23 protein-coding genes, 1 tRNA gene and 1 pseudogene are annotated in these 23,393 nt (G+C 63.3%); 11 read left to right on the forward strand and 14 right to left on the reverse strand.

Going from position 1 to position 23,393, the window contains the following annotated elements; genetic code table 11:
• Positions 1 to 136: 136 nt before the first annotated feature.
• On the reverse strand, positions 137 to 1,933 hold the full coding sequence (locus AC066S_RS01655; protein WP_478268757.1) for an adenylate/guanylate cyclase domain-containing protein: 1,797 nt from the start codon (positions 1,931 to 1,933) through the stop codon (positions 137 to 139).
• 220 nt (positions 1,934 to 2,153) lie between these two features.
• Between AC066S_RS01655 and AC066S_RS01660 the strand changes: the two genes are divergently transcribed.
• The gene (locus AC066S_RS01660) at positions 2,154 to 2,786 is read left to right on the forward strand and encodes a LysE family translocator (protein WP_126259460.1); all 633 of its coding nucleotides are present in this window, start codon (positions 2,154 to 2,156) and stop codon (positions 2,784 to 2,786) included.
• Between the two features lie 55 nt (positions 2,787 to 2,841).
• On the forward strand, positions 2,842 to 3,252 hold the full coding sequence (locus tag AC066S_RS01665) for a GFA family protein (RefSeq protein WP_126259461.1): 411 nt from the start codon (positions 2,842 to 2,844) through the stop codon (positions 3,250 to 3,252).
• Positions 3,253 to 3,254: 2 nt separating this feature from the next.
• Here the strand turns inward: AC066S_RS01665 and AC066S_RS01670 are convergent, their stop codons facing one another.
• Positions 3,255 to 4,007, reverse strand: coding sequence for a sulfite exporter TauE/SafE family protein (locus AC066S_RS01670; protein WP_126259559.1), 753 nt, complete (start codon positions 4,005 to 4,007; stop codon positions 3,255 to 3,257).
• A gap of 88 nt (positions 4,008 to 4,095) precedes the next feature.
• Between AC066S_RS01670 and AC066S_RS01675 the strand changes: the two genes are divergently transcribed.
• Complete coding sequence (locus tag AC066S_RS01675) at positions 4,096 to 4,986, forward strand: LysR substrate-binding domain-containing protein (RefSeq protein WP_478268758.1); 891 nt, start codon at positions 4,096 to 4,098, stop codon at positions 4,984 to 4,986.
• A gap of 318 nt (positions 4,987 to 5,304) precedes the next feature.
• On the opposite strand, the pseudogene AC066S_RS01680 reads toward AC066S_RS01675, so the two are convergent.
• From AC066S_RS01680 to AC066S_RS01690, 3 genes and pseudogenes are all read right to left on the reverse strand, one after another.
• A pseudogene (locus AC066S_RS01680) lies at positions 5,305 to 5,510 on the reverse strand (tripartite tricarboxylate transporter substrate binding protein); the annotation flags it as partial.
• A 22-nt stretch (positions 5,511 to 5,532) separates the two neighbouring features.
• Positions 5,533 to 6,315: a histidinol-phosphatase gene (hisN, locus tag AC066S_RS01685; protein WP_126259463.1), complete on the reverse strand. Its 783-nt coding sequence runs from the start codon at positions 6,313 to 6,315 to the stop codon at positions 5,533 to 5,535.
• Between the two features lie 522 nt (positions 6,316 to 6,837).
• Positions 6,838 to 7,728 (reverse strand): N-formylglutamate amidohydrolase, encoded by an 891-nt coding sequence (locus AC066S_RS01690; RefSeq protein ID WP_126259464.1) that lies wholly within the window; start codon positions 7,726 to 7,728, stop codon positions 6,838 to 6,840.
• A gap of 333 nt (positions 7,729 to 8,061) precedes the next feature.
• On the opposite strand from AC066S_RS01690, the gene cpdR reads away from it, so the two are divergent.
• From cpdR to AC066S_RS01710, 4 genes are all read left to right on the forward strand, one after another.
• Positions 8,062 to 8,421, forward strand: coding sequence for a cell cycle two-component system response regulator CpdR (cpdR, locus tag AC066S_RS01695; RefSeq protein ID WP_007597092.1), 360 nt, complete (start codon positions 8,062 to 8,064; stop codon positions 8,419 to 8,421).
• Positions 8,422 to 8,496: 75 nt separating this feature from the next.
• Positions 8,497 to 8,571 (forward strand) — tRNA-Val (locus AC066S_RS01700).
• Between the two features lie 311 nt (positions 8,572 to 8,882).
• On the forward strand, positions 8,883 to 9,356 hold the full coding sequence (locus tag AC066S_RS01705) for an L-2-amino-thiazoline-4-carboxylic acid hydrolase (RefSeq protein WP_135170225.1): 474 nt from the start codon (positions 8,883 to 8,885) through the stop codon (positions 9,354 to 9,356).
• Positions 9,357 to 9,370: 14 nt separating this feature from the next.
• Positions 9,371 to 9,613 (forward strand): hypothetical protein, encoded by a 243-nt coding sequence (locus AC066S_RS01710; protein WP_235885146.1) that lies wholly within the window; start codon positions 9,371 to 9,373, stop codon positions 9,611 to 9,613.
• Positions 9,614 to 9,624: 11 nt separating this feature from the next.
• On the opposite strand, the gene AC066S_RS01715 is transcribed toward AC066S_RS01710, so the two are convergent.
• Positions 9,625 to 10,482 carry a glyoxalase superfamily protein gene (locus AC066S_RS01715; protein WP_126259467.1) on the reverse strand — a complete coding sequence of 286 codons (858 nt, stop codon included), beginning with the start codon at positions 10,480 to 10,482 and terminating at the stop codon, positions 9,625 to 9,627.
• A 215-nt stretch (positions 10,483 to 10,697) separates the two neighbouring features.
• Positions 10,698 to 11,789: an enolase C-terminal domain-like protein gene (locus AC066S_RS01720; RefSeq protein ID WP_478268759.1), complete on the reverse strand. Its 1,092-nt coding sequence runs from the start codon at positions 11,787 to 11,789 to the stop codon at positions 10,698 to 10,700.
• 189 nt (positions 11,790 to 11,978) lie between these two features.
• Between AC066S_RS01720 and AC066S_RS01725 the strand changes: the two genes are divergently transcribed.
• The 4 genes from AC066S_RS01725 to AC066S_RS01740 all read left to right on the forward strand — a co-directional run bounded on the left by AC066S_RS01725 (position 11,979) and on the right by AC066S_RS01740 (position 18,095).
• A complete protein-coding gene (locus tag AC066S_RS01725) occupies positions 11,979 to 13,541 on the forward strand; it encodes an adenylate/guanylate cyclase domain-containing protein (RefSeq protein WP_478268760.1) in 1,563 nt (520 codons plus the stop codon).
• Positions 13,542 to 14,308: 767 nt separating this feature from the next.
• Positions 14,309 to 16,213, forward strand: coding sequence for a DUF3604 domain-containing protein (locus AC066S_RS01730; RefSeq protein ID WP_478268940.1), 1,905 nt, complete (start codon positions 14,309 to 14,311; stop codon positions 16,211 to 16,213).
• Positions 16,210 to 17,073, forward strand: coding sequence for a peptidyl-prolyl cis-trans isomerase (locus AC066S_RS01735; protein ID WP_126259471.1), 864 nt, complete (start codon positions 16,210 to 16,212; stop codon positions 17,071 to 17,073). The genes AC066S_RS01730 and AC066S_RS01735 overlap by 4 nt, the downstream gene beginning before the upstream one ends.
• Entirely contained in the window at positions 17,070 to 18,095 is a 1,026-nt protein-coding gene (locus AC066S_RS01740; protein WP_135170230.1) for a HupE/UreJ family protein, read from the forward strand. The genes AC066S_RS01735 and AC066S_RS01740 overlap by 4 nt, the downstream gene beginning before the upstream one ends.
• A 230-nt stretch (positions 18,096 to 18,325) precedes the next feature.
• Here the strand turns inward: AC066S_RS01740 and AC066S_RS01745 are convergent, their stop codons facing one another.
• The 7 genes from AC066S_RS01745 to AC066S_RS01775 form a co-directional block, all read right to left on the reverse strand.
• Positions 18,326 to 19,114, reverse strand: a complete 789-nt coding sequence (locus AC066S_RS01745) for a 3-hydroxybutyrate dehydrogenase (protein WP_135170231.1) — start codon at positions 19,112 to 19,114, stop codon at positions 18,326 to 18,328.
• A gap of 67 nt (positions 19,115 to 19,181) precedes the next feature.
• A complete protein-coding gene (locus AC066S_RS01750; protein WP_126259474.1) occupies positions 19,182 to 19,973 on the reverse strand; it encodes an acetoacetate decarboxylase in 792 nt (263 codons plus the stop codon).
• A gap of 29 nt (positions 19,974 to 20,002) precedes the next feature.
• Positions 20,003 to 21,175, reverse strand: coding sequence for a DUF3734 domain-containing protein (locus tag AC066S_RS01755; RefSeq protein WP_135170232.1), 1,173 nt, complete (start codon positions 21,173 to 21,175; stop codon positions 20,003 to 20,005).
• 36 nt (positions 21,176 to 21,211) lie between these two features.
• Complete coding sequence (locus tag AC066S_RS01760; RefSeq protein ID WP_478268761.1) at positions 21,212 to 21,868, reverse strand: PepSY domain-containing protein; 657 nt, start codon at positions 21,866 to 21,868, stop codon at positions 21,212 to 21,214.
• Between the two features lie 599 nt (positions 21,869 to 22,467).
• The gene (locus tag AC066S_RS01765; RefSeq protein ID WP_164718831.1) at positions 22,468 to 22,686 is read right to left on the reverse strand and encodes a hypothetical protein; all 219 of its coding nucleotides are present in this window, start codon (positions 22,684 to 22,686) and stop codon (positions 22,468 to 22,470) included.
• A 16-nt stretch (positions 22,687 to 22,702) separates the two neighbouring features.
• Complete coding sequence (locus tag AC066S_RS01770) at positions 22,703 to 22,858, reverse strand: hypothetical protein (RefSeq protein ID WP_167767602.1); 156 nt, start codon at positions 22,856 to 22,858, stop codon at positions 22,703 to 22,705.
• Positions 22,855 to 23,055, reverse strand: coding sequence for a hypothetical protein (locus AC066S_RS01775; RefSeq protein WP_135166140.1), 201 nt, complete (start codon positions 23,053 to 23,055; stop codon positions 22,855 to 22,857). The genes AC066S_RS01770 and AC066S_RS01775 overlap by 4 nt, the downstream gene beginning before the upstream one ends.
• Between the last annotated feature and the right edge of the window lie 338 nt (positions 23,056 to 23,393).

A 23,393-nucleotide genomic window follows, 5' to 3' on the forward strand; every position in this document is an offset into this window, starting at 1 on the left:
CGCGGAAAGTCCTAACAAACCGACAGCACAATATACTACTTCAGCGTGTGACGAAGTGTGGCCGATTTCACTGTCGTGTCAATAAGAGCAGGCGCGAGGTCGCCAAGGATCAGAATGAGTGTCCCCGGCGCGCCCGTCAGGACTCGGCGGCGCGTTTGACGTCGCTCTGAACCAGGGTCAGCTTGCCGAGCGGCACGCCGGCCTTCAGCAGGCCCTCGCGATAATGGGCGAGATGTTCGGGCTTCTTCCAATGGAAATTGCGCAGGTGACGGTCGACGTTGAGCGTCGGGTAGTTGCTCATCAGCACGCGGGCGGCTTCGCTCGCCTCGTCGTTTCGTCCCAGTTGCGCCAACGCGGCGGCACGAATCGCCAGCGCCTGCATGTGGTTGGGGTTGATGTAGAGCTGCTCGCGCGCCCATGACAGGGTCGCGTCATATTGGCGCAACAGATAGTGGCTGAAGGCGTTCAGTGCCGCCCATTGGTAGCGCGGGTCGCTGTTGTCGCGCTGCGCGGCCATCGAGAACAGCTCGATCGCCTCGCGGTGCTCGCCGATGACGAAATGGCAGATGCCGAGCACGCCGCGCGCGCCGTTATCGTAGGGGTTCAGCGCGACCGCGCGCCTGGCGGCGTCCATCGCCGCCTCGTAATGGCCCTCCATGGCATGGACCCAGGACAGGATCGAGAACGCGAAGGAGGAGCGCGGATCGAGCCGGACGCTGGTTTCGGCGAGATCCATCGCCTCCGCCCACATCTCCCGCGTGCCCTTGACCCAGCCGAACTGGATGCTCTGGATCTGGATCGTGGCGAGATAGGCGTGCGCGATCGACAGTTTGGGATCGAGGCGGATGGCCTCGCGGAACAGGTCGATGGCGGCGGCTGAGTCTTCCTTGGTCAGCCGGTAGTAGTGCGACAATCCCTTGAGAAAACGGTCCCAGGCGGTCACGTCGGGGGAGAGGCGCGCCGGCGCCGAGGCCTCGGCCCTGACGATCTCGGTGGCGATGGCGGCGGACAGGTTGGTGGTGATCTCGTCCTGCATCGCGAACAGATCGCCGATGTCGCGGTCGTAGCGGCCGGTCCAGAGCTGCTCGCCGGTCTCCGGCGCGATCAGCTCGGCGGTGACGCGGATCTTGGCGCCGGCGCGCCGCACCGAGCCCTGGATCAGATAGGTGGCGTCGATCTCGCGCGCGATCAGGCGCGTGCTGGTGTTCTTGCCCTTGAAAGCGAAGGTCGAGTTGCGGCTCAGCACGCGATAAAAGGATTGCAGCGACAATGCGTGGATCAGATCCTCGGTGAGGCCGTCCGAGAAATATTCGTCCTGGGCGTCGCTGAGATTGGCGAAGGGCAGCACGCCGACGATCGCCGTGCGATACTGCTGCGAGAGGGCGGATGCCTCCCGGAACTCGGGGGCGAGCGCCGGGGCGCCCTCGGGCGTCCAGGTAAAGACCCCGATCGGGTCCTTGATGTTCTTGAAGCGGTGGTTGCCAGCATCGACCAGCGGCACGGTGAGATGCTTGCTCGCCTCGCGGAAGGCCTTGGCCGAGATCGCGAAGCCGCCGGGGCTCGCCACCGCTTCCAGGCGGACGGCAATGTTGACATCGTCACCGAACACCTCGTCCTCGTCGGCGATGACGTCGCCCATGTGGATGCCGAGGCGGAACTGCATGGCGCGGTCGGCGGGCAGATGGTGGTTGCGTTCCGCCATCAAGGTCTGCATCGCGATCGCGGCCTCCGTGGCGCCGACGATGGAGGGGAATTCCAGCAGGAAGCCGTCACCGGTGTTCTTCACGACGCGGCCGCCGTGATTGAGGATGATGGGGTGGATCGCGGCACGATGGGCCTTGAAGGCAGCATGGGTACCGGCCTCGTCGCTGCCCATCATGCGCGAATAGCCGGCGACATCGGCGCAGACAATGGCAGCCAGACGTCTTTCCATATTCTCGCAGCTCCAAGGGAGGACAGACCGGCCACGGCGTGGCAGTCGCCTCGAATCCCGCATTTCAAGAACCCTGCCTTTATAGAGCAGATGCAGCCGAGCGATAGTGGGATCCGCATTGCAAATTCGAGGTAAATCCCACGCAATTCCGGCGGTGGACGGAGAGGGACGAACCAACTAAGTGGTGGCGACCGCCCGGACGGCGGCAGGGGAACCACCATTGCTGGGCATTCACGAAATCTGGCTGTTCATCCTGTCGGGAGTGCTGCTCAACGTCACGCCCGGGCCCGATTCCGTCTACGTCATCGGCCGCAGCATGCAGATGGGCTGGCGGGGCGGAGCCGCCGCCGCATTCGGCATCAGTTGCGGCTGTTTTGTCCATGTTGCGGCCGCGGCGATCGGCCTGTCGGCCCTGCTGATGGCCTCGTCGACCGCTTTCTCGATCCTGAAGCTGGTCGGTGCGGCCTATCTCGTCCTGACCGGGCTTCAGATGCTGTGGTCGCGCCCGGTGCTGGCAGCGGCGATCGACGAGCCGGTGCGCAGCACGCTGCGGCGGGTTTTCCTCCAGGGCGTTTTCACCAACGCGCTCAATCCCAAGGTCGCGCTGTTCTTCCTGGCCTTCCTGCCTCAATTCGTCGCAGCCGATGCGCCGCACAAGCCGCTCGCCTTTCTGACGCTCGGCCTGATCTTCATCTTTACGGGAACGCTGTGGTGCCTGGTGCTGGCGGCGTTCGCGGCGAAGGCCGCCCACCGGCTGCGCGAGTCCGAGGGCGCGATCGCCTGGGTCAACCGCGCGCTCGGCGGCCTCTTCGTCTATCTCGGCATCCGCGTCGCCATGCTGGAGAGCCGGTAACTCGTTCGAACGGATGAGATGCGGCCCCGATCGAGGCCGTGCTCGGGAGGTTTCGATGATTCGTGGAAGCTGCCTGTGCGGCGCCGTGCGTTTCGAGATCGACAAGGTGCGTGCGCTGACGCACTGCCATTGCGCCAATTGCCGCAAGCTGGCCGGCGCCGCCTTCGCGACCTACGCCCATGTCGATGCCGACAAGTTTCGCTTCGTCGCGGGTGAGGACGCGACCGTGGCTTACGAATCCTCGCCGGGCAGTTTCCGCCATCGTTGCAAGACCTGCGGTTGCCCGACGCCGGGCAAGGCGAGCTATCTTCCGACAATCAGCGTTCCCGCCGGCCTGCTCGACGACGATCCGCAAGTCAGGCCGCGCCTGCACGTCTTCACCTCCTCGTGCGCGCCATGGTGGACGATTAGGGACGATCTGCCCCAGCACGAAAAATGGGTGCCGGGTTACGAGCCGAAGTCGTAGGTTCAGGCGAGCTCCTTCAGCAGCGCGCTGCCGGCAAGATAAAAACCGAGCAGGATCATCGCGATCAGGAACCAGCGACGGAACGCCTCGGCCGGCATCCGCGCCCGCACCGACTGGCCGATGAACATGCCGGCAAAGGCCATGGCGAGGCCCACGGCGCCCGGCACGGCATTGGTCGGCGTCAACAACCCAACGGCGGTGAGGTTGAAGGCGAGCGCCAGCGTCGCCGTCGTGAAGAACACGCCGAGCGCCTGCACCAGCTCGTCCTTTTCCATGCCGATCGCCTGCATGAACGGCATCGAGGGAATCACCTGGACGCCGGTCGAGGCCGAGATCACGCCGGTGACGACGCCGACCACGCCGCCGACCCATTTCTCGTTCCTGGGCGCGACGTGGAACTTGAATTTGTTCAGGCCGATCACCGCGTAGACGACGAGCAGGACGCCGAGCACGATCGTGCCGTAGCGCGCATGCGGGCCGGTCAGCGCGCCGGCATTGAGCCAGCAGCCGATCACGGTGCCGATCATCAGCGGCCACAGCCGCCGCAGGATATCCCGCAAATACGGGCCGACGAAGGTCTGCCAGATGTTGGTGACGATGGCGGGCACGATCACGATGGCGATGGCGCGGCTCGGCGCCATGCTTACCGCAAGCAGGCCCATGGACACCGTCGGCAGGCCAAGACCGACCACGCCCTTGACGAATCCGGCGATCAGGAAGACGGCGGCGATGAGGATGAGCAGCGGGTCGATCATGCCGGCACATTGACCGAAGCCGCGCCGGCGCACAATCTGGAGGTTACGGAGTAAGCCTTCGTAGGAAGCGAAGGCTGGGAGACCTGCCATGCGCTTCGACCTCATCGACCTCCAGCTCTTCATCGCGGTCGCCGACCAGCGCAGCATCACCCGCGGCGCAGAACGGTCGCATCTGGCCCTGGCCTCGGCCAGCGCGCGCATCAAGGGGCTCGAGGACGCGCTCGGCGTCGCGCTGCTCAAGCGCGGACGGCGGGGCGTCGAATTGACCGCGGCCGGCGAGAGCCTGCTCGATCATGCGCGGCTCGTCATCCACCAGATCGACGCCATGCACGGCGATCTCGCCGGCTTTGCCTCCGGCGTGCGTGCCAGCGTGCACTTCCTCGCCAACACGTCGGGCCTGTCCGAGCATCTGCCCAAGGCGCTTGCCGGCTTCCTGCGCGAGCATCGCGATGTCGCCGTCGACATCGAGGAGCGCGAGAGCACCGACATTGCGGCGGCGATCACCGCGGGCGCGGCCGATCTCGGCTTCGCTGCCGAGCACGCGCTGCCCGACCATATCGAGCGCTTCGTGTTCAGCGAAGATCGCCTGACGCTGGTGACCGCGCGCCGCGGCCCGTTCGCCGGCCGGCGCCAGATCGACTTCCAGGAGGCGGGAGCCTGCGACTTCGTCGGCCTGACCAGCGCCACCGCGCTGCAGATGCACATTTCGAAGCACGCGGCCCGGCTCGGCATGCGCCCGCATTTCCGCGCGCGCCTGCGTGATTTCGACGCGATCTGCCAGATGGTTGCCGCCGAGGTCGGCGTTGCCCTGGTGCCGGAATCCGCCGCCCGCCGCTGCGCCAAGCTGATGCCGCTCGCCGTGGTCCGGCTCCGCGACGCCTGGGCCAACCGCCGCCTCACCATTTGCGCGCGCAGTTTCAAGGCGCTGCCCCGCCCGGCGAAGATGCTGGTGGAGCATTTAAGGGCAGAAGCGGCGTGAGGAAGTCGTGCACGCTGATCTGAGCCTGTGTCCTCGCCGCGCGTCTTGTTGTGAATCTACGCTGCCGCCATGCACACAACTGCGCTCCCTCCCCCCTTGCGGGGGAGGGCGGGGAGAGGGGTACCCAGCAAAAGGTGTCACTGATGCGAAGAAGTTTTTCGTTCTCGATGGTGTCCCCGTGTGGACCCCTCTCCCTAACCCTCCCCCGCAAGGGGGGGAGGGAACGCACCTGTTGCGTTGTGAGAGGTCGGTTCTTGCCCTCAAGGGAAGGTTAAAGAGTTACTTCGCCGTCTCCACGCCGGCGTCTTGATCACCTTCGCCCTGGCCGCCGCGATTGTCGATCACGACCGGCTGGCCCGAGAGCTCCGACATGCGCTGGCCGATCACGCGCGCGATGATGTCGTTGGGACCGCCGGCCGGGAACGGCACGATCAGCTTGATCGGTCTTGCGGGTAAATTCTGCGCCGCGCCGCTGACGGCAGCAACAGGAATAAACCAAGGAGAAGCCTGCGTGAGATCGTCATGCAAGCCTCCCGCTCGCGTCTGTCACTGGTTGAGAAGCTTCAGCGCTTCTTCGTGAACCCTGGCGTCGCCGGCCGCGATGATACGGCCGCCGCCCTGGGCCGGCTTGCCTTCCCAGGTGGTGACGACGCCGCCGGCGCCGGTCACGATCGGGATCAGCGCCGCGATATCGTACGGCTTCAGCTCGGTCTCGACCACGAGGTCGACGTGGCCTGCGGCCAGCATGCAATAGGAGTAGCAATCGCCGCCATAGCGCGACAGCCGTGCGCCCTTTTCGATGCGGCCGAAAATGGCGCGATCGCGTTCGTTCATCAGCAGGGGGCTCGTGGTGTAGGTCGTGGCTTCCGCGAGCGAGGCGCAGCGGCGGACCTGGAGCCGGCGCTCGCCGGAGGGGCCCTTGTAATTGGCCGAGCCGTTGTCGCCGGAGAAACGCTCGCCGATGAAGGGTTGGTGCATCATGCCGAACACCGGCGTGCCCTTGTGCAGCAGCGCGATCAGCGTCCCCCAGATCGGAAAGCCGCCGATGAAGGATTTGGTGCCGTCGATGGGGTCGAGCACCCAGACATAGTCGGCGTCCTCGCGCTCGTTACCGAATTCCTCACCGACGATGCCGTGCTGGGGGAAGTTGGCCTTGATCAGCCGGCGCATCACCGCCTCTGCGGCGCGATCGGCTTCGGTGACCGGGTCGAAGTCCTTGGTCTTGCTCTTGTCGTCGATCGACAGCGAGGTGCGGAAGAACGGCAGGATGGTTTCGCCGGAGGCGGTGGCGAGCCGTCCGATGAAGGCGGAGAAGTCGATCACCGTCACAGGCCAAATCCTCAAAAGCGAAAGTTGGATGAAGCTCGCCTCCTGCCTAGCTCAATTCGCCTCCCGCGGGCAGCGCTGTGTTGATTTGCACCCTGGTATTTTGGATGCCGAAACGGACTGCCGCCTCTCAGTCATCTCCTGGCCAAATATCGATCATTGCGTTGAAAACTTAGTTCCGAGGTTGCCTTGTTCGTATGCAAACATCTATCAACCCATTGAATTTCCTTATCAAAGAAACTGAATCTGGGCTTCCATGGAAGCAACTGAGCCATGTGCATTTTGCATGGGAAATGGAGCAAAAGCCCTTGCACTTTGTGCGGCGCGGTCGCATATTGTTGCGGTGCGGTAGCGCTTGGCGTTACCGCTGCCCTCCTTGGGCGTTTCCTCCCTAGACTTGGGCCGCTTGCGTCATTCGCGAGCGGCCCTTTTTTCTTGCCGCCGCGTTTTCGTTTTAGGGCGCGCAAGCTTGCGAAGCGAAACCGCGCTCGCGCTCAGAATATCATTCGAGAAAGAAGCCGGCGCCTATTCCGCCGCCGCCTGGAATGGGCCGAGATCGCCGAACGGAATCGTGGTCGCCAGCACGTCGGCGAGAACGCCGAAATCGGTCGCCACTTGCGCAAAGCGTGGACCGCGCTCGCGCCGCCGCTCGTCCATATAGATTGCGCGGTTGAGCTCGAGCTGCACCGCATGCAGGCCGCTCGCCGGATTGCCGTAATGCTCGGTGATGAAGCCGCCGGCATAGGGCTTGTTGCGGCCGATCGAATAGCCGAGTCCGGTCATGGTCTCCTCGACCCGGTCGGGCAGAAGCGGCGTGCAGCTCGTGCCGTAGCGGTCGCCGATCACGACATCGGGCCGGCGCGGCTCGTCGCGGGACACGCCGACCGACGGCATCGAGTGGCAGTCGACCAGCACCACGGTGCCGAACATCTGGTGCACCTTGTTGATCAGCCGGCGCAGCGCGCGATGGTAAGGCTTGTACAGCGTCTCGATCCGCCCCAGCGCGTCGTCGACCAGGATGCGGTCACGGTAGATCTCCTGGCCGTCGCCGACCACGCGCGGAATGGTACCGAGGCCGCCGGCGACCCGCATCGAGCGGGTGTTTGCGAAGCTCGGCAGGCGGCCGGTGAACATGCGCGGGTCGAGCTCATAGGGCTCGCGATTGACGTCGACATAGGAGCGGGGAAAGTTGACCCTCACGGTCGGAAAGCCGCGCTCGCTCAAGTGGCCGATCAGCTCGTCCATGAAGGAATCTTCGGACCGCCGCAGCGTCAGCAGGTCGATCCTTGACGCCGCCAGGAATTCGTCAGGATAGGTCGAGCCGGAATGGGGCGAGTTGAAGATGACCGGCGCGCGCCATTGTGCGGGCTCGACGATCTCGAAGGCTGGCGACGTCTCGCCGTCAAACCGGGTCATCTTCTCAGGCTTCGTCCCTTCGCGCCGGGATCTGGCAGGGGGCCAGACCGCATTGATTCGGCCGATGGATGCGGCTCTTATGTGTCGTCATTGTCCGGAATCGCAACCATTCTGCCAAGCGAAAAGATGTCTCGGTCCATTGGAACACGTCTTAACCGTGCGGGCACGGAAGCGGGGATGCGCCCGCGCGGCTCGATTGATTCGAGCCGCTTTCCGGTTCACAACGGTGCGGCAGCGCAGCCGGCCTAGGGTAAAGATTTTCACCCCAAATTTACCCTCTGTCGGGCTTAGTGACCTCTGCTGATATCCTCTGGGGATGCAACGATTCCTGCCATGCCAAAGATCCTGCTCGCCGAAGACGACAACGACATGCGCCGTTTCCTGGTCAAGGCGCTGGAAAACGCCGGTTTTCAGGTCTCGTCCCATGACAACGGCATGGCCGCCTATCAGCGCCTGCGGGAAGAGCCGTTCGAGATGCTGCTCACCGACATCGTGATGCCGGAGATGGACGGCATCGAGCTCGCCCGCCGGGCCTCGGAACTCGATCCTGACATCAAGATCATGTTCATCACCGGCTTTGCCGCGGTCGCCCTGAACTCGGATTCGGACGCCCCCAAGAATGCCAAAGTGCTGTCCAAGCCCGTGCACCTGCGCGAATTGGTCAGCGAAGTGAACAAGATGCTGGCGGCCTAAATCGGCCCCGTTCCGTCCTTGCGCCGGGTCCCCTGAGCCGTTATAGGGACCCCACCCGACCCAAATGGACTTTTAGGGCACGTAGCTCAGCGGGAGAGCACTACCTTGACATGGTAGGGGTCACAGGTTCGATCCCTGTCGTGCCCACCATCCTTCGCTCGCGAAGCGAGAGAAGGATGCCGCGCCGAAGCCCAAAGGTGAAGGCGGGCTGGCGCCGCGAGCTTCGGCTGGGCAAGCCGCGATCCACTCCTTTCAGCATGTCCGGCGTAGCTCGCAGAGCGTGGACGGACTGAGGCGTCTTGCTCGGTTTCTCCGGAACGGCGCCCAACCCGAATCGAGCTCCGCGTCATCCGCAGTCTGTCCCCATGCCGTCCCGGATCGCGCTTCCGCTTTCGCTCTTCGAGCTCCGGCGGACAAGTCGCTCCATTCGGGCTACGCTCGCTTCAAGAACGGGGCCGCCCATGAGCATATCCGTGATCGAGCAAGCAAAAATCCAGGCGCAGGTGTTGGTGCCGCTGGTCAAGGCGCTCCAGGCCGAACTCGGCGAAGCCCGCGCCAACACGCTGGTGCGCAAGGCGCTTGGCGACCTCTATCGCGGCTTCGGCGAGGAATTCTGGAAGGCGAAGAACGAGAGCGACCTTGGCAGGGCCGTGTCCTCGGCCTTCAGGACCTACGCCCGCGACGACGCGCTTGCCTACGACGTCATCGAGCAGACGCATGACGCATTCGCCTTCGACGTGACGCGGTGCGCCTATGCCGAGTTCTACAAGGCTCTCGGCGAACCGGAACTCGGCTTCCTGCTGGTCTGCACGGCCGACTTTGCGACTGCGGAAGGGTTCGGTCCCGACATCAAGCTCACCCGGACGCAGACCATCATGCAGGGCGCGCCTCATTGCGACTTCCGTTACAAGCGCGATGCGGGCGGATCGCGATGAAGGGAATGCGAGCGATGCGGACGACGATCGGTCTCGCGATGGCGATGCTGGCGCTGATTGCGTCGCGCGCCGACGCCGCCGTCGACTGGCAAGCCGAACTCCAGCGCTGCCGGAGCTTGCGCGAAAACGTGGCGCCGCTGCTTCAGGCCGGCGAGGGGATATCCGCCGTCGGCCGATCCGGCAAGTCCGTCCGTCGCTGCATCTGGATCCAGCGGATGGCGGTGCGGAAGAAAATTCCGGGCGCGGAAGCGTGGTAGCCTGACTGCGCCTATGGTCCCGGCGTGACGAACGCCGAGACGATCTTGCCATCGGTCCCAAGCGCGATGTGCCAGTGCGAGGCTGCGCCACCCTGGTGCCAGACCGAGTAAACGTCCTGTCCTTGCGCGCCAACGCCAAGGAATTCGATCGACTTGATCGGGCCCATTTCCGCAAGACCGGGCTGCAGGCGCGGCAATTGCTTGCGGGTCGCCTCGGCCAGATCCGCGCTCATCTCGCCATAATTGGGCTGGCCCGATGCGATGCTTTCGATGAGACGGCGCAACGCGGCCTCGGTCCCGGGATTGGCGGAGCGGGCGCTCATGCGCCTCTCGATCGCGCGCTCGAGCTCTTGCGCCGCGGTCGCGTCGATGCGTTGCATCGCGTGATCGTTGCCGTGCTGGCGCAGGATCACGCCGGTCGGCACCCCATCCGGTCCGAGGATAAACCGTAGCGTGACATCGATCTCCCGTCCGACGAATTCCGTTTCGCCGACCGGGTAATAGGGGACTGAGCTTTGGCCGCTGAGCCGTCCGGAGAGGTGGTCCTGTTCACGCGTCACGGTGAAGACGGCGCCATGGAATTGGTAGGTTCCGCCATAACGATCCAGCATCGCCTGCGGCAACTGAATTTCTTTGGCCTGTGAGCGGAGTTGATCCGCAGCATCGGACTTCGTGCTTTCCTCGTTGCTCCGGCCCGCACCGGCTTGCTCCGCGGAGCGGATTCGAGCGGCCAGGACATTCCAATCGGCCAACCCGAATAGTCTTGCGACGAGCTCGAGACTCTCACTGACCGTAAGGGAGATTGACCGGGCGTTGAGGGTTTCGCGGAGCGTCTGCGCCATGGCTTTGGCGTCGCGGAAATCGCGCATACTCTGTTCCTTTGCAATATGAACGGAGAATGTCAGGGCTTGCGTTACTGACCCGTTCGCGTGAGCAAAGGAAGCGGGCGGCGGTCCGATACACTTCACCATACCCCGAAGGGCGCAAGCGGCAGGCGGTATCTACCCGCCAAAATTCTGCTTGAGAGGCTCGTGCTTGTCAACCGCACGTCGTCAACGTCTCGATAACGAAGCTGTGCCCGTGGTCACTCCGCTCGATACTTCTTCACCGCCGCCTCGTCCCATGCGATCCCGTTGCCGGGCTGCTCGCTCGGCAGCGCAAAGCCGTCCTTGATTTGCAGTCGCGTCGAAAGCACGGCATCAGCCCAGTCGACATATTCCAGCCAGTGCGCGGTCGGTGTCACGCAGAGCAGGTGCGCGCTGACTTCCGAGAACAGATGCGAGGACATCTCGATGCCGGCGGCATGGGCGAGCGACGCAGCGCGCAGCCAGCCGGTGACGCCGCCGATGCGCTGGACGTCAGGCATCACGTAGTCGCACGCTTCCGCCGACAGCGCCGCCTGCATCGAAAAGGCGCTGTCAAAATTCTCGCCGATCTGGATCGGCGTATGCAGCGCATCGGCAATCCGGGCGCAGCCGGCATAGTCATCGTGGCGGATCGGCTCCTCGATCCAGGTGAGACCCTCGTCGTCGAGCATCTCGCCCCGACGAATAGCCTCGGTCACCGTCAGCGCCTGATTGTAGTCGCACATCAACGTGACCTCGTAGCCGACGGCCTTGCGCACCGCGCGCACGACCGCGAGATCCTCGCGCGCATCGGGCCGGCCGACGCGGATCTTGGCGGCCCGGAAGCCTTCGGCCAGAAGCTTGTGCGCCTCGTCGACGGCGGCGCCCGCCGGCATGATGCCGAGCCCCTTCGAATTATAGGCCCTGACCGGCTTCGGCGCGCCGCCGAGCAGCCGTGCCAGCGGCAGGCCGCGCGTGCGCGCCAGTGCATCCCAGGCCGCCATGTCGATGCCGGATTGCGCCAGGCGTTGCAGGCCGGCGAGGCCCAGCAGCGTGAAGCGCTGGCTCAGCTTGCGTTCGATCTCGAACGGCAGCAGCTCGTCGCCGGTGAGCAGGTCCGACATTTCCGTGACCATCGCCGCCAGCGGCTTCAAGGCCGAAGGCGTGAGCGAGAACAGATAGGAATGGCCCACTGCGCCCTGATCGGTCTCGCAGTCGATCAGCACCAGCGGCGCCTTGGCCACCGCCCCGGTCGCGGTCTGGAGCGGCAGGTTCATCGGCACGATCACGGGACGCGCCTGGAAGCGCTTGATGCGGATGGTCTCGGTCATGGGTCTCTCCCGGCGCGGCGGATGCAGGTCGGCGGTGATCTTAAGCATCCGTGATCAAACGAAAAGGCGCTTGGCCCGACCACCATAAAATGGGGTTGCGCGGACCTGCGTTTTCTGGGTTCTGTGCGCCGCATGTTCCGTCGCGGATGCCGGCCGTCGCGACAAAAAGGCACACCACGGAGTCCCAACGTGAAACAAGAGATCTCCGAAGAGCAGCGCAAGAGCGGCATCCTCACCGGGGCCGTGATTGCCTTCCTCCTGCTCGCTTTGCCGCTGGCGGTGTGGCTGGACCTGACCGAGCTCAGCAAGACGGCGTTGCGCCGGCAGGCGCTCGATCTCAATTCGGTGATATCAAGCGTGCGCAGCTATTACGCCTCCAACGTTGTCGGGCGCGTGCTGGCGAACCCTGATGGCACCACGAAGGTCGTGCACAATTACGAGTCCGTTCCGGGCGCAATCCCGATCCCGGCGACATTGTCGCTGGAGCTCGGCCGGGTGATCGGCGCGCAGCAGGAGAACATCACCTATCGCTTCGTCTCGGACTTCCCGTTCCAGAACCGCGCCCCGCATCAGCTCGACAAGTTCGAGAAGGATGCGCTGGAGGCGCTCCGCAAGGATCCAGAGCAGAAGATCGTGGAGACCGAGACCTCGCTGTTCAACGACAAGGTCCGTCTCGTTGCCCCAGTTACGATGGGGCCGGCCTGCGTCAGCTGCCACAACAGCCATCCCGAGAGCCCGAAGAAGGACTGGAAGGTCGGCGACGTCAGAGGCATCCAGGAGGTGATCATCGCGCAGCCGATCGCCGCCAACATCTTCTCGTTCAAGTTCCTCTTGGCCTATTTCGTGATCGCCGCAGGGAGCGGGCTGGCGTTCCTGTCGTTGCAGCGCCGCCAGGCGCGCCGCATCAAGAACATGAACAAGGAGCTCGAATCCGCCAACGACTTCCTGGCGTCGCTGTCGATGAAGATCTCGCGCTACATCCCGCCGCAGGTCTACAAGAGCATCTTCTCGGGCCAGAAGGACGTCACCATCCACACCGAGCGCAAGAAGCTCACCATCTTCTTCTCCGACATCCAGAATTTCACCGCGACCGCTGAACGGCTGCAGCCGGAGCAGCTGACCCAGCTCCTCAACGAATATTTCACCGAGATGTCGGCGATCGCCCACGAATATGGCGGCACCATCGACAAGTTCATCGGCGACGCCATGCTGATCTTCTTCGGCGATCCCGAGACCAGGGGCGATCGCGCCGATGCGCAGGCCTGTCTGCAGATGGCCTGGCGCATGCAGCAGCGCCTTGCCGAGCTCAATGCGAAATGGCGGGCGTCCGGCATCGAGCAGCCGTTCCGCTCGCGCATGGGCATCAACTCCGGCTACTGCAATGTCGGCAATTTCGGCAGCTCCGACCGCATGGACTACACCATCATCGGCGCGGAGGCGAACCTCGCCGCGCGCCTGCAGTCGATCGCCGAGCCCGGCGGCATCGTGCTGAGCTACGAGACCTTCGCGCTCGTCAGCGACATCGTTCGCGCCCACGCTCTGCCGGCGATCACGATGAAGGGCATCAGCCGCGAGGTGATTCCCTATTCGGTCGATGCGCTGGCAGACGGAGCAGCCGAGAACAGCGGCATCATCACCGAGCGCGCGCCGGGCCTCGAGCTCTATCTCGACCCCGCGGTGGTGAAGTCGGGCGATGCCGCGCGGGTGCGCGCACTGCTCGAAAGCGCGCTGGCTTCGCTGAAGCCGGCGTGAGGCGACGTGCAGCTGTTCTGATCGAGAGAATCCCGGCATGGCACCCCTCTTCCTAACACTCCCCCGCAAGGGGCTCCGGAGGTGCCTCCAGGCAATAGCCAAATCGCCTCAATATTTGGCTTCATTCTCCGGCTAGTTTGGCCGCGTGGCAGGCGAATTCCCCGCCACGGACCGCGAGTGCACTGCCACATTGTTCCAGCATGTCGAAAACGATTGCCAGTAGCAGTTCGACCGTGATCTTATCGCCCAATCCTCTGAGCGGGCTGCCCCTGAACTTGGATCAGCCGCGGGCCGCTCAACGGGACCGTTTGGTGTTCCAAAGGAGGATGAACAATGAAGCTCTCCATTCCGCTGTCAGCACTGGCTTTCGCTTGTTGCACGGTCGCGAGCATTGAGCCGGCCAGTGCCGTGGTCTACTGCCAATACATCAGCTATCCGGCCGGCTGCATCGCAAGGCCTGGCGTCAGGCTGGTAGCTCGACCGGTTGCGCGTGCGGTGACCCCTGGGCGACCCATGAATCGCGGTGGTCCCGTTAATCGAGTCGGCCGACGCTGACAGGTCGTCTTCCGTTTGGACTGCAGGTCAGCATTGCGGGCATTCAATGAGAAGGTCCGTGTGACACAGACGCTGCGTTTGGATCGTGGACCATAAGGTGCAGGCCCGGCCGTCCGCCGGGTTCTGATGATTTAACGGCATAATTGGCCGCGATTGCAGGGGCGCCCATGATGAGCCGTTTGTCATCTTTTTCCGCAACCGTATTTGCCGGGATGTGCGGGGCGTGTGTATTTGTCACCGCGGTCGGTGCGGAGGATCAATCCACTGACATAGGAACGCTCGACAAGGAGACGGCCGACAAGGCTTTTTCGGCCAAGCCACCTTATTCCCCCTACGCGGGTCGCAATTTCCCGACACGGCCCTATTTCGGCGATACGCACACGCATACGTCTTACTCGATGGACGCGGGCGCGTTCGGTGCCCGGCTCGGCCCCAAGGACGCCTATCGCTTTGCCAAGGGCGAGGAAGTCATCTCTTCCAGCGGACAACGCGCCAAGCTTTCGCGGCCGCTGGATTTCATGGTGGTAGCTGACCATTCGGACGGCATGGGCTTCTTCCCGCAACTGATTGGCGGCGATGCCGCTCTACTGGCGACGCCTCAGGGTCGGAAGTGGTACGACGAGATCAATTCCGGAAAGGGTGCGCAGGCAGCCCTTGATATCATCACCAGCTTCGGCAAGGGGCAAATGCCCAAGGGCTTCCCAACCCCGGGCACGCCAGCTTATCGCAGCGCCTGGCGCGAAACGATTAAGGCGGCGGAAGAAGCCAATGAACCCGGCCGCTTCACCGCTTTCATCGGCTATGAGTGGACCTCGAACGCCGGGGGCAACAATCTCCATCGCAATATTATTTGGCGAGACAATGGAGCAAAGGCCAGCCTCGTTGAGCCCTACACCACCTTGCCGCCGCTCGGCAGTCCGAATCCTCGCGATCTCTGGAAGTGGATGGCGATGGTCGAGGACAAAACCGGTGCGGAAATTCTTGCCCTTGCGCACAACGGCAATCTCAGCAACGGCCGGATGTTTCCGATCATCGAGTCGTTCAACGGCAAGCGGATCGACCGTGAATATGCGGAGAACCGCACTCGCTGGGAGCCGCTCTACGAAGCGACGCAAATGAAAGGCGACGGCGAGACCCATCCGTTCCTTTCGCCCAACGATGAGTTTGCAAACTACGAACGTTGGGACAAGGGCAACCTCGATCTGACCGAAGTGAAAAAGCCCGAGATGCTCGAATTTGAGTATGTCCGTTCTGCGCTCAAAAATGGCCTCAAGATGGAAGCCGAGCTTGGCCTAAATCCCTACAAGTTTGGTCTGGTCGGCAGCACCGATACGCACACGGGGCTAGCCGCAGTTGAGGAGGATAATTATTTCGGCAAGACATCTTCTTCCGAACCAAGCGCCGGTCGAGCGACCCATCCTTTCGTCAAGACCGACAAGGCCATCATCATGGGCTGGGAAACGACGGCCGCCGGCTATGCCGCGGTATGGGCGGCGGACAATACCCGCGAGGCAATCTTCGACGCCATGAAGCGGCGCGAGACCTATGCCACCACCGGTCCGAGGATGGTCGTCCGCTTCTTCGGCGGATGGGATTTCGAGGCGGCCGACGCCAACAACCGCATGCCGGCCCGCGTCGGCTATACCAAGGGTGTGCCGATGGGCGGGGACCTGACTAGCGCGCCGAACGGAAAATCGCCCTCGTTTCTTGTCGCCGCATTGAAGGATCCGATCGGCGCAAATCTGGATCGCATCCAGGTCATCAAGGGTTGGCTCGGAAAAGACGGCCGGACGCAGGAACGGGTCTACGACGTCGCTGTGTCGGGCGGCCGCACGATCGACGCGGACGGTCGCAGCAAGACGTCTGTCGGGAGCACCGTCGACGTCGCGAGCGCGACCTGGACCAACACGATCGGGGCCGGCGAGATGATCACGGTCTGGAAAGATCCGGATTTCGATCCGGCGTTGCGCGCCTTTTACTATGTGCGCGTCATCGAAATCCCGACGCCGCGCTGGACCGCTTATGATGCGAAATATTTTGGCGTCACCATGCCGGCTGAAGTCAGAATGACGACCACCGAACGGGCCTATACTTCCCCGATCTGGTATACGCCTTGATTGTCCGGCTGCTGCGGGAGCCCTTACTCCAGTTTCTCGCGCTCGGCGCCGCGCTGTTCGCGATCTACGGGCTCGCCGGCAAGCGAGAGGCGGAGGCGCCTGAGAAGATCGTGGTTTCCGCGTCGCAAGTCACCAACCTGGGCGATGCCTTTGTACGAACCTGGCGGCGGCCGCCCAACGAGGAGGAATTGCGCGGCCTGATAGATGATTATATCCGAGACGAGGTCTTCTATCGCGAGGGCAGAGCTGCCGGTCTGGACCGCGACGACGTCATCATTCGCCGCCGGGTGCGGCATAAGATGGAATTTCTCGCGAGCGAGATGTCCGTACCCGAACCCAGTGAGGCGGAGCTTGCGGCATATCTCGCGTCCAATCCGGAGCGGTTCAGAGCCGAGGATCAACTAGCCTTCCATCACGTCTTCCTCAGCGCCACGAGGCGCGCCGATACCATCGACAGCGACAGCAAGCAGCTTGCGGGCATTCTGGCGCGAGCCGACCAAGCCGCAGACGCGACGGCACTCGGGGATGCATTCCTGCTCGGCGAAGAGTTTCGAGACGTGTCGCCGACCAAGCTTACGAGCATATTTGGGGAAAGCTTCGCCAAACAGATATCGGCCATGGAAAAGGGCCGCTGGCAGGGCCCGATTTCCTCCAGCTTCGGGCAGCATTTCGTCTTCATCAGTGAGCGGATGCCAGGAAACTTGCCGCCGCTCGATGCTGTCCGGGCGGCCGTCCACCGCGAGTGGACGAACGCGCGGCGTCTGGAGATCGAACAGAAGCTGTATGCCTCGCTTCGGAGCCGCTACGAAATCGTGGTTGAACAGCCTGGGGCAAGGGCGACAAAGGCCGCCAGCCGATGAACGGCTTCCGCCTGATCCTTGCGGTTGTGGCGATACTCCTGGCGCACCCCGCGCTAGCCGACGAGCTTCGGCCGGGCTATCTCGAGATGCGACAGACCAGTCCCGGCACCTATGATTTGCGCTTCAAGATTCCCGCGCGAGGGGAAGACTTGCGGCTCGCGATCTATGTCAAACTGCCCGAGGGCACGCAAGACACAGGGCTGCCCCGCGCGTCGTTCGGCGACGGAGCTTATGTCGAACGCCGGACCATCCGACGGGATGGAGGACTGGCCGGACAGGCGGTATCGATTGAGGGCCTGTCGGCCACAGCGACGGACGTACTGGTTCGGGTCGAAAGCCTTGAAGGCGCAATTCAGACCGAACGGCTCTCTCCGACCAAGACATCGTTCGTGGTTCAAGCCGTGCCCGGTTCTGGAGAAGTGGCGGCGACTTATCTGCGGCTAGGCGTCGAACACATTCTGTTCGGCTTCGATCACTTGTTGTTCGTATTGGCGCTGGTGATCCTGGTTCGCGACTGGCGCCGCGTCGCCATCACCGTTACGGCCTTCACCATTGCGCACAGCATTACGCTTGCCGCGGCGACGCTGGGTTTCGTGAAGGTGCCGGGGCCGCCGGTGGAAGCCACCATAGCTCTGAGCATCATGCTGGTGGCCGTCGAAATCCTGAATGCACGGCGTGGAGAACCAAGTCTTTCGGCGCGTCTGCCATGGCTGGTCGCCTTCAGCTTTGGGCTCTTACACGGTTTTGGCTTTGCCGGTGCACTGGCTGAGGTGGGACTGCCTCACCATGCCATTCCCATTGCTCTGCTGTTCTTCAACCTCGGCGTCGAGTTTGGACAATTGGCATTCGTAGCCGTGGTCCTTGTGGCGGGCAGCTTGTTGCGCACTGCGGCTACTACTGGTCTCAAACCTGCCTTGATTCGGCAGGCTGCCATTCGGTTCGATATCGTCGCGGCGTACGCGATAGGCGCGGTGGCTGCGTTTTGGCTAATCGAGAGGACATTTGCCTTTTTTTCCATTTGACCCTCGGTCGTCTGCCTCAGACCGCGCGATTGCCCGAACGCAATCGTTGCATAGAAGTCGCTCGGAGCCATCAGCTCGGCATTGCCGGGCAGCACATCCGCATTGAAGGTTTCCTCGTGTCCACGCAGGGCGTTGGCCAGGCTGTTGTCTTCCGCGAGATCGAGCTGGAGGGGGCGGTTGGTCCTGAACCGAGCGGCCTCCTTGAGAGAAGACATGCGTGGTGAAAACGGCTACGCAACCGTCCAGCCGCCATCCATCGAGAGGTTGGCGCCCGTGATCTGAGCGGCGTCGTCGCTGCACAGGAACAGCGCCAGCGAAGCGACCTGTTGGACGGTGACGAACTCCTTGGTAGGCTGCGCGGCGAGCAGGACATCGTTGATGACCTCATCCCTCCGCATGCGACGGGCTGCCATCGTGTTTGGGATCTGCTTTTCCACGAGGGGCGTCCAGACGTAGCCGGGGCTGATACAATTGCATGTGATCTTCGAACGGGCGAGCTCCAACGCTGCCGTCTTGGTCAGGCCAGCGATGCCGTGCTTTGCCGCGACATAGGCCGACTTGAACGGCGAGGCGACGAGCGAATGCGCCGAAGCCGTGGTGATGATGCGGCCCCAGCCGCGCTTCTTCATGCCGGGTACGACCGCGCGGATGGCATGGAAGGCGGCGGACAGGTTGATCGCGATGATCGCATCCCACTTCTCGGCGGGGAAGTCCTCGATCGGCGAAACGTGCTGGATACCCGCATTGTTGACCAGGATGTCTACGGCGCCGAAGGCGTCTTCGGTATGCGCGATGAGCCGGGCAATCTCGTGCGGCTTGGTCATGTCCGCAGGCGAATAGATCGCCTTGACGCCGAATTCGCCCTCGATGGCGGCCCGCTCCTTCTCGATCTCGGCGGGCTCGCCCATACCGTTGATCACCACGTTGGCGCCGGCGCCGGCAAAAGCCTGCGCGCAGGCGAGGCCAATGCCGCTGGTCGAGCCGGTGACGACTGCGGTCTTGCCGTTCAGAATACCCATCTCGTACACTTCCCTTATGGCATGCGAACAATCGGCGCTGTGCCGCTGTCGCGACGCGGAGTTGAAGTCAGAAGACCAGTGCTCGCTCACCGGCTCGAATCGAGCCACGCGCCGGCTGTTGCAGATAGTCATGCACCACTGTCCCGAGGCCGAGTGTAAGGTCGGCGCGGATGTGGGTGGCTGAGACGATTTCCAGAACCGGCAGCTCGGCAACCGGCGCCAATGCGTGTGGTGTGAGGGCCAAAGCCGCCGGTCCGGTCCAGGCACCTTTCAGCACGATGTCCTCGAGATGGTACTGAACGAGCTCGCAGATGCGTGGGCCACCGTCGACGTGCGGGATGATCTTGAGCAGGAAGTTCGGTTCGTTAAGCGCAGCCTTGATCTTCGCCAGATCGGCTTCGCGGTGCTTGTATCCCATCGTTCCCGTGGCGACCCGGAGCGGGCCGTAATCCAACGTGCCGATCAGCGTGTCGATCTCGGTCCGCAGGGTCGGGTGCGCAAGCTTCTTCGGAAAGCCCCAGAGCTCGCGCCCGCCCGCGATGGGACCTTCGTCGTTGAGGAACATGCAGTGCGTGTAGCCGCCCTTGCGTCCGCGGAAGGAGACGGGGATGACCTGTCCGCTTTCCGTATAGTCGCCGAAGCCGTTGGAGTCCGGCATGCGGATGAACTCGTATTTGACGAGAGCTTCGCGCTCGTCGATCTCGAGCGGCCCCGGCACCACGGCCCGGAGCTTGGCCGGATCGGTACGATAGGTGATGATCAGGTACTCGCGATCGACGAACCGATACGGTCCGGGCGGATAGGCCGGGCTGGTCAGCGGCATGGCGAAGGCCCGTTGTTTCACATCAGTCTCACGCATTTGCGTTCTCTCCAGGGATGAGGTCGAGGCTACTCGCGGCCGTCATGTTCGAGATCGAAGGTGAAGACCCCGTCGGGACTCGAAGGTCGAGCGAGCACCTCAGGATGGCGCAGCGTGCGCAGAGCGTCGTGGTAGCCCGCGCGCCAATGGTCCTGCATCGAAAGCCGCGAGAACTCGTAGTCCTTGGAGTGTCCCTCGTGATTGCGCGCACGATAGATGAGATGGACGATGTTGTAGACGTTGCGGGAGACCGCCGTGTTGAGTAGCTTCACGTCCTCGTGCTGGCTGAGATCGTCTGGCAGCCGGCCGAGCAGCTCCGTGAGCGCGCGCCGCAGGCGCTGCACTCGCTTGAACTGGTCGGTGCTGGCGCGCGTGCGGCTGGAATACTGGATTTCCTTATGCCTTGTGATCACTTCGGCCATGTTGGCAGGAAGTTGACCGCGCGCGCTCCAGAGGTCGACCTGAAACGCCAGGATGTCCTGCGGGGCATCCGATTCGATCACCCATTGCAGCGGCGTATTGGAGACGAGACCGCCGTCCCAATAGTGCTCGCCCTCGATCTCCACCGCCGGAAAGCCCGGCGGCAGTGCGCCGCTCGCCATGATGTGCTCCGGCCGGATGGTATGGGTCGTGTTGTCGAAATAGACGAAATTGCCGGTTCGGACGTTGACCGCGCCGGCGCTGAAGCGCGTCAGTCCGCTGTTGAGCCGATCGAAATCGACCAGGCGCTCCAGCGTGGTCTTGAGCGCGCGCGTGTCATAGATGCTTGTCGCATCGCTGGCTCCGCCGGGCTGCAACCAGGGCAGGACGGGCCGGGCGGAGAAAAAACCGGTTGCGCCACACGTGGCCGCAAGACCGGCGCTCATCTGGTTGATGAGGTTGCGCGTACTGTCGCTCCGCGTCCACTCGATGAAGGGAGTTCCGGACAAGTCCCAAGGCGCCGTCGAGGTGATCTGGGTCCAGAAATCGCGCAAGCGGTCGACGCGGGACTCGGGCGGATTGCCGGCGATGATTGCGGCATTGATGGCTCCAATCGAGATGCCGGCGACCCAATCGGGATGAATGCTGGCTTCGGCCAGGGCGTCGTATACGCCCGCCTGGTACGCGCCAAGCGCACCGCCGCCTTGTAACAGTAGCGCGATGCAATCGAAGGGAAGCTGCCGTTGTGCGGATGAGAGTTCTGATCGGGGCTGGAAGTTCATGGCGGGTGCTCTTGAATTTCTGATTGGATGTTTGTGTTAATGGCGGCTCGAGTCTTGCTTTGTGACTTTGGGCGGCTCGAGCGTCACTTCTTTCAAATGGTCCTCGGTGGCGACCAAGATCACGAAGTTGAGTCTGCCGTCATGTCGGATCAGTCCACCGGCCAGCGCGCTGCCTGCCGCCGCTCTCTCGGCGATTTGCACGGCATCCGACAATTCCTGCTTGATCCACTTCAGGGCAAGGATGTTGGCGAGGTCTTCACGATCGAGTTCCTTCAGCGACGACGTCATCTCCTTGCCCGTGATGCTTCCGGTATTTGCGTCGATGGCGTTCTCCCACACGCGCTCGTTGCGGATCGTGCGAACGCGGTAGACGGGCGGGCCGTCGATCTCGAAGTTGATGTCGGCCGTCTTCGAGCCATCATGCAGACGTTCCGCGATCGCCATCGCCCGGCTGAGCGGGACGCGTGTGGTGCGGAATTCCGATAGGACGCGTTGAATGGCGGCCGCCTCGGCATCGCTTTGTGTGCTCGGGCTTCGGCTCTCCGTGTTCGCCGCTTCCTGGACGTCGGCCGTTGCGGCGGTCGCGGCGGTCGTGGCGGACCACACGATCAGGGCAAACAAATGCTTCATCGACATTGGACAAATCTCGTTCGGGTTTGTGACTGACCGCCTACCAAAGGCGAGTGAACGCAAGCGCGTCGCCGCAAGGGGCGTGGCTTGCCCGGCCGCAGGGGCTCGACCTGCCATGCGGTTTCGAGTGGGTGGTTCGCCGTGTCGCGCTTCGTGTCCGAGAGGGCCTCAGCTTCGACGTGGCCACTGCACGAGGCCTTGCCACTGCTTGATCTGCTGCCGATTGCGCGAAGCTGTCGCGCAGCTGAATCTCCGGTGCAGTGTGACTTCTGACATCAACGATCGGCGCGGCCGTAATCGTCTCTTGAACGGCGCCGGACGCAACGAGGCGATCCGGCTGCGAAGCGGCCACAACGACTTCGCTGCCGGCGGGTGTCGGCGGGAGCTGATTTGTATCGATCACGACGCGCTCCGGCACCTTCACGTCGGAATGAATGCGGATCGCAGGCCGCGCAGGATCCGGCTCCGCGAGGCGGTCCGGCAGTTGCGCCGGTAGCACCAGACCGGTCGCCCAAAGCAAGCAGAGCAGGGCGCCTCCGACCGACAGAAAATAGCCGCGCAAGGGTAGGGCGCTGGCGGTTGATAGGCTCGCGTGCATTGACATCAGGGATCGTCGGCTCACGGCACGCGGCTCCCGACAACGGAGTCACTCTGTCTCATCGTCAGAGGCTCCACGGGCGCGAATGCGGGCGCGCGAGCTTGGCGTCGAGATAGCCGCGATCGTCGAGCCATTTGGCTGGACAATGGGCTGGGGCGTTCGGGGCGATCATGAATCCGTCGCGTTGAAGCGCCGCTCGTGTTCCGGTGACACCGGTCCACACGGCCTTTCCGCTGATTGAATCCACTTCGATGGCGTCAAAGACTTCGATGAAGTTCGGCATGTCAGGGGGCGTCCAGTCACGCTGCGTGGATGAGGCGGAAGGCCTCGTCAGGCGCGATACCTCTGCGCGCGAGCTCGGACTCGATCACGTCGAACGCGCATTCGATCGGCGCGATCCAGACGTTGACCCAGCAGATGATGCAGTTGCGGGCGATCAGCAGGGCCGGCGTCATGCGACCGTCCTCCGGTCCGGCAGAACAGGGGTGGGCTGGCGCGCGGCGAGCGAATGAGCCCACGCGATCATCGCGATCGTGATGCCAAGCAGCAGGCTCAAGGCCACGAGGCACAGGGCGACAACGACGTTCAGCGATGCGGCGGCAAGACCGGGCAACGGATTTTCGCGCATCAACGCGAACAGCAGGGTTGACATTCTCCGCCTCCTTAATAAAATACACCGTATAGTTCATATAAATCACGCGCCAGGGCCGAAGTCAAGACGGGGCGTCACCCGTGAATGCAGATCGAGGCGGCGAGGCAGCGTCGAGCTGAACGAAACAAGCCTCGAACAGAGAAGGGATTTGACATGACAAGATTGATGCCGGCGGTTCTCGCAGCGGCCATGGTTGTGCTTGGTTGCGCTGCAGCTTCTGCCGAGGAGAACCGGGGCACACCGGAGCAGCGGGCAGCTTGCACGTCGGACGCCTTTCGTCTGTGCAGTGCCTACATTCCGGATCCGGCGGGAGTCGAAGGCTGCCTGCGGCTCAGAAA

This window comes from Bradyrhizobium sp. CFUWI (genome assembly GCF_056429085.1).

Excerpts from the sequence above, each read along its gene's own strand:
- AC066S_RS01705 (WP_135170225.1), top strand. The coding sequence starts at position 8,883 with ATGAGCATATCCGTGATCGAGCAAGCAAAAATCCAGGCGCAGGTGTTG.
- AC066S_RS01730 (WP_478268940.1), top strand. The coding sequence starts at position 14,309 with ATGTGCGGGGCGTGTGTATTTGTCACCGCGGTCGGTGCGGAGGATCAA.
- AC066S_RS01665 (WP_126259461.1), top strand. The coding sequence starts at position 2,842 with ATGATTCGTGGAAGCTGCCTGTGCGGCGCCGTGCGTTTCGAGATCGAC.
- AC066S_RS01755 (WP_135170232.1), bottom strand. The coding sequence starts at position 21,175 with ATGAACTTCCAGCCCCGATCAGAACTCTCATCCGCACAACGGCAGCTT.
- AC066S_RS01710 (WP_235885146.1), top strand. The coding sequence starts at position 9,371 with ATGCGGACGACGATCGGTCTCGCGATGGCGATGCTGGCGCTGATTGCG.
- AC066S_RS01740 (WP_135170230.1), top strand. The coding sequence starts at position 17,070 with ATGAACGGCTTCCGCCTGATCCTTGCGGTTGTGGCGATACTCCTGGCG.
- AC066S_RS01775 (WP_135166140.1), bottom strand. The coding sequence starts at position 23,055 with ATGTCAACCCTGCTGTTCGCGTTGATGCGCGAAAATCCGTTGCCCGGT.
- AC066S_RS01765 (WP_164718831.1), bottom strand. The coding sequence starts at position 22,686 with ATGCCGAACTTCATCGAAGTCTTTGACGCCATCGAAGTGGATTCAATC.
- AC066S_RS01745 (WP_135170231.1), bottom strand. The coding sequence starts at position 19,114 with ATGGGTATTCTGAACGGCAAGACCGCAGTCGTCACCGGCTCGACCAGC.
- AC066S_RS01720 (WP_478268759.1), bottom strand. The coding sequence starts at position 11,789 with ATGACCGAGACCATCCGCATCAAGCGCTTCCAGGCGCGTCCCGTGATC.
- AC066S_RS01750 (WP_126259474.1), bottom strand. The coding sequence starts at position 19,973 with ATGCGTGAGACTGATGTGAAACAACGGGCCTTCGCCATGCCGCTGACC.
- AC066S_RS01670 (WP_126259559.1), bottom strand. The coding sequence starts at position 4,007 with ATGATCGACCCGCTGCTCATCCTCATCGCCGCCGTCTTCCTGATCGCC.
- AC066S_RS01715 (WP_126259467.1), bottom strand. The coding sequence starts at position 10,482 with ATGCGCGATTTCCGCGACGCCAAAGCCATGGCGCAGACGCTCCGCGAA.
- cpdR (WP_007597092.1), top strand. The coding sequence starts at position 8,062 with ATGCCAAAGATCCTGCTCGCCGAAGACGACAACGACATGCGCCGTTTC.
- AC066S_RS01655 (WP_478268757.1), bottom strand. The coding sequence starts at position 1,933 with ATGGAAAGACGTCTGGCTGCCATTGTCTGCGCCGATGTCGCCGGCTAT.
- AC066S_RS01690 (WP_126259464.1), bottom strand. The coding sequence starts at position 7,728 with ATGACCCGGTTTGACGGCGAGACGTCGCCAGCCTTCGAGATCGTCGAG.
- AC066S_RS01770 (WP_167767602.1), bottom strand. The coding sequence starts at position 22,858 with ATGACGCCGGCCCTGCTGATCGCCCGCAACTGCATCATCTGCTGGGTC.
- AC066S_RS01675 (WP_478268758.1), top strand. The coding sequence starts at position 4,096 with ATGCGCTTCGACCTCATCGACCTCCAGCTCTTCATCGCGGTCGCCGAC.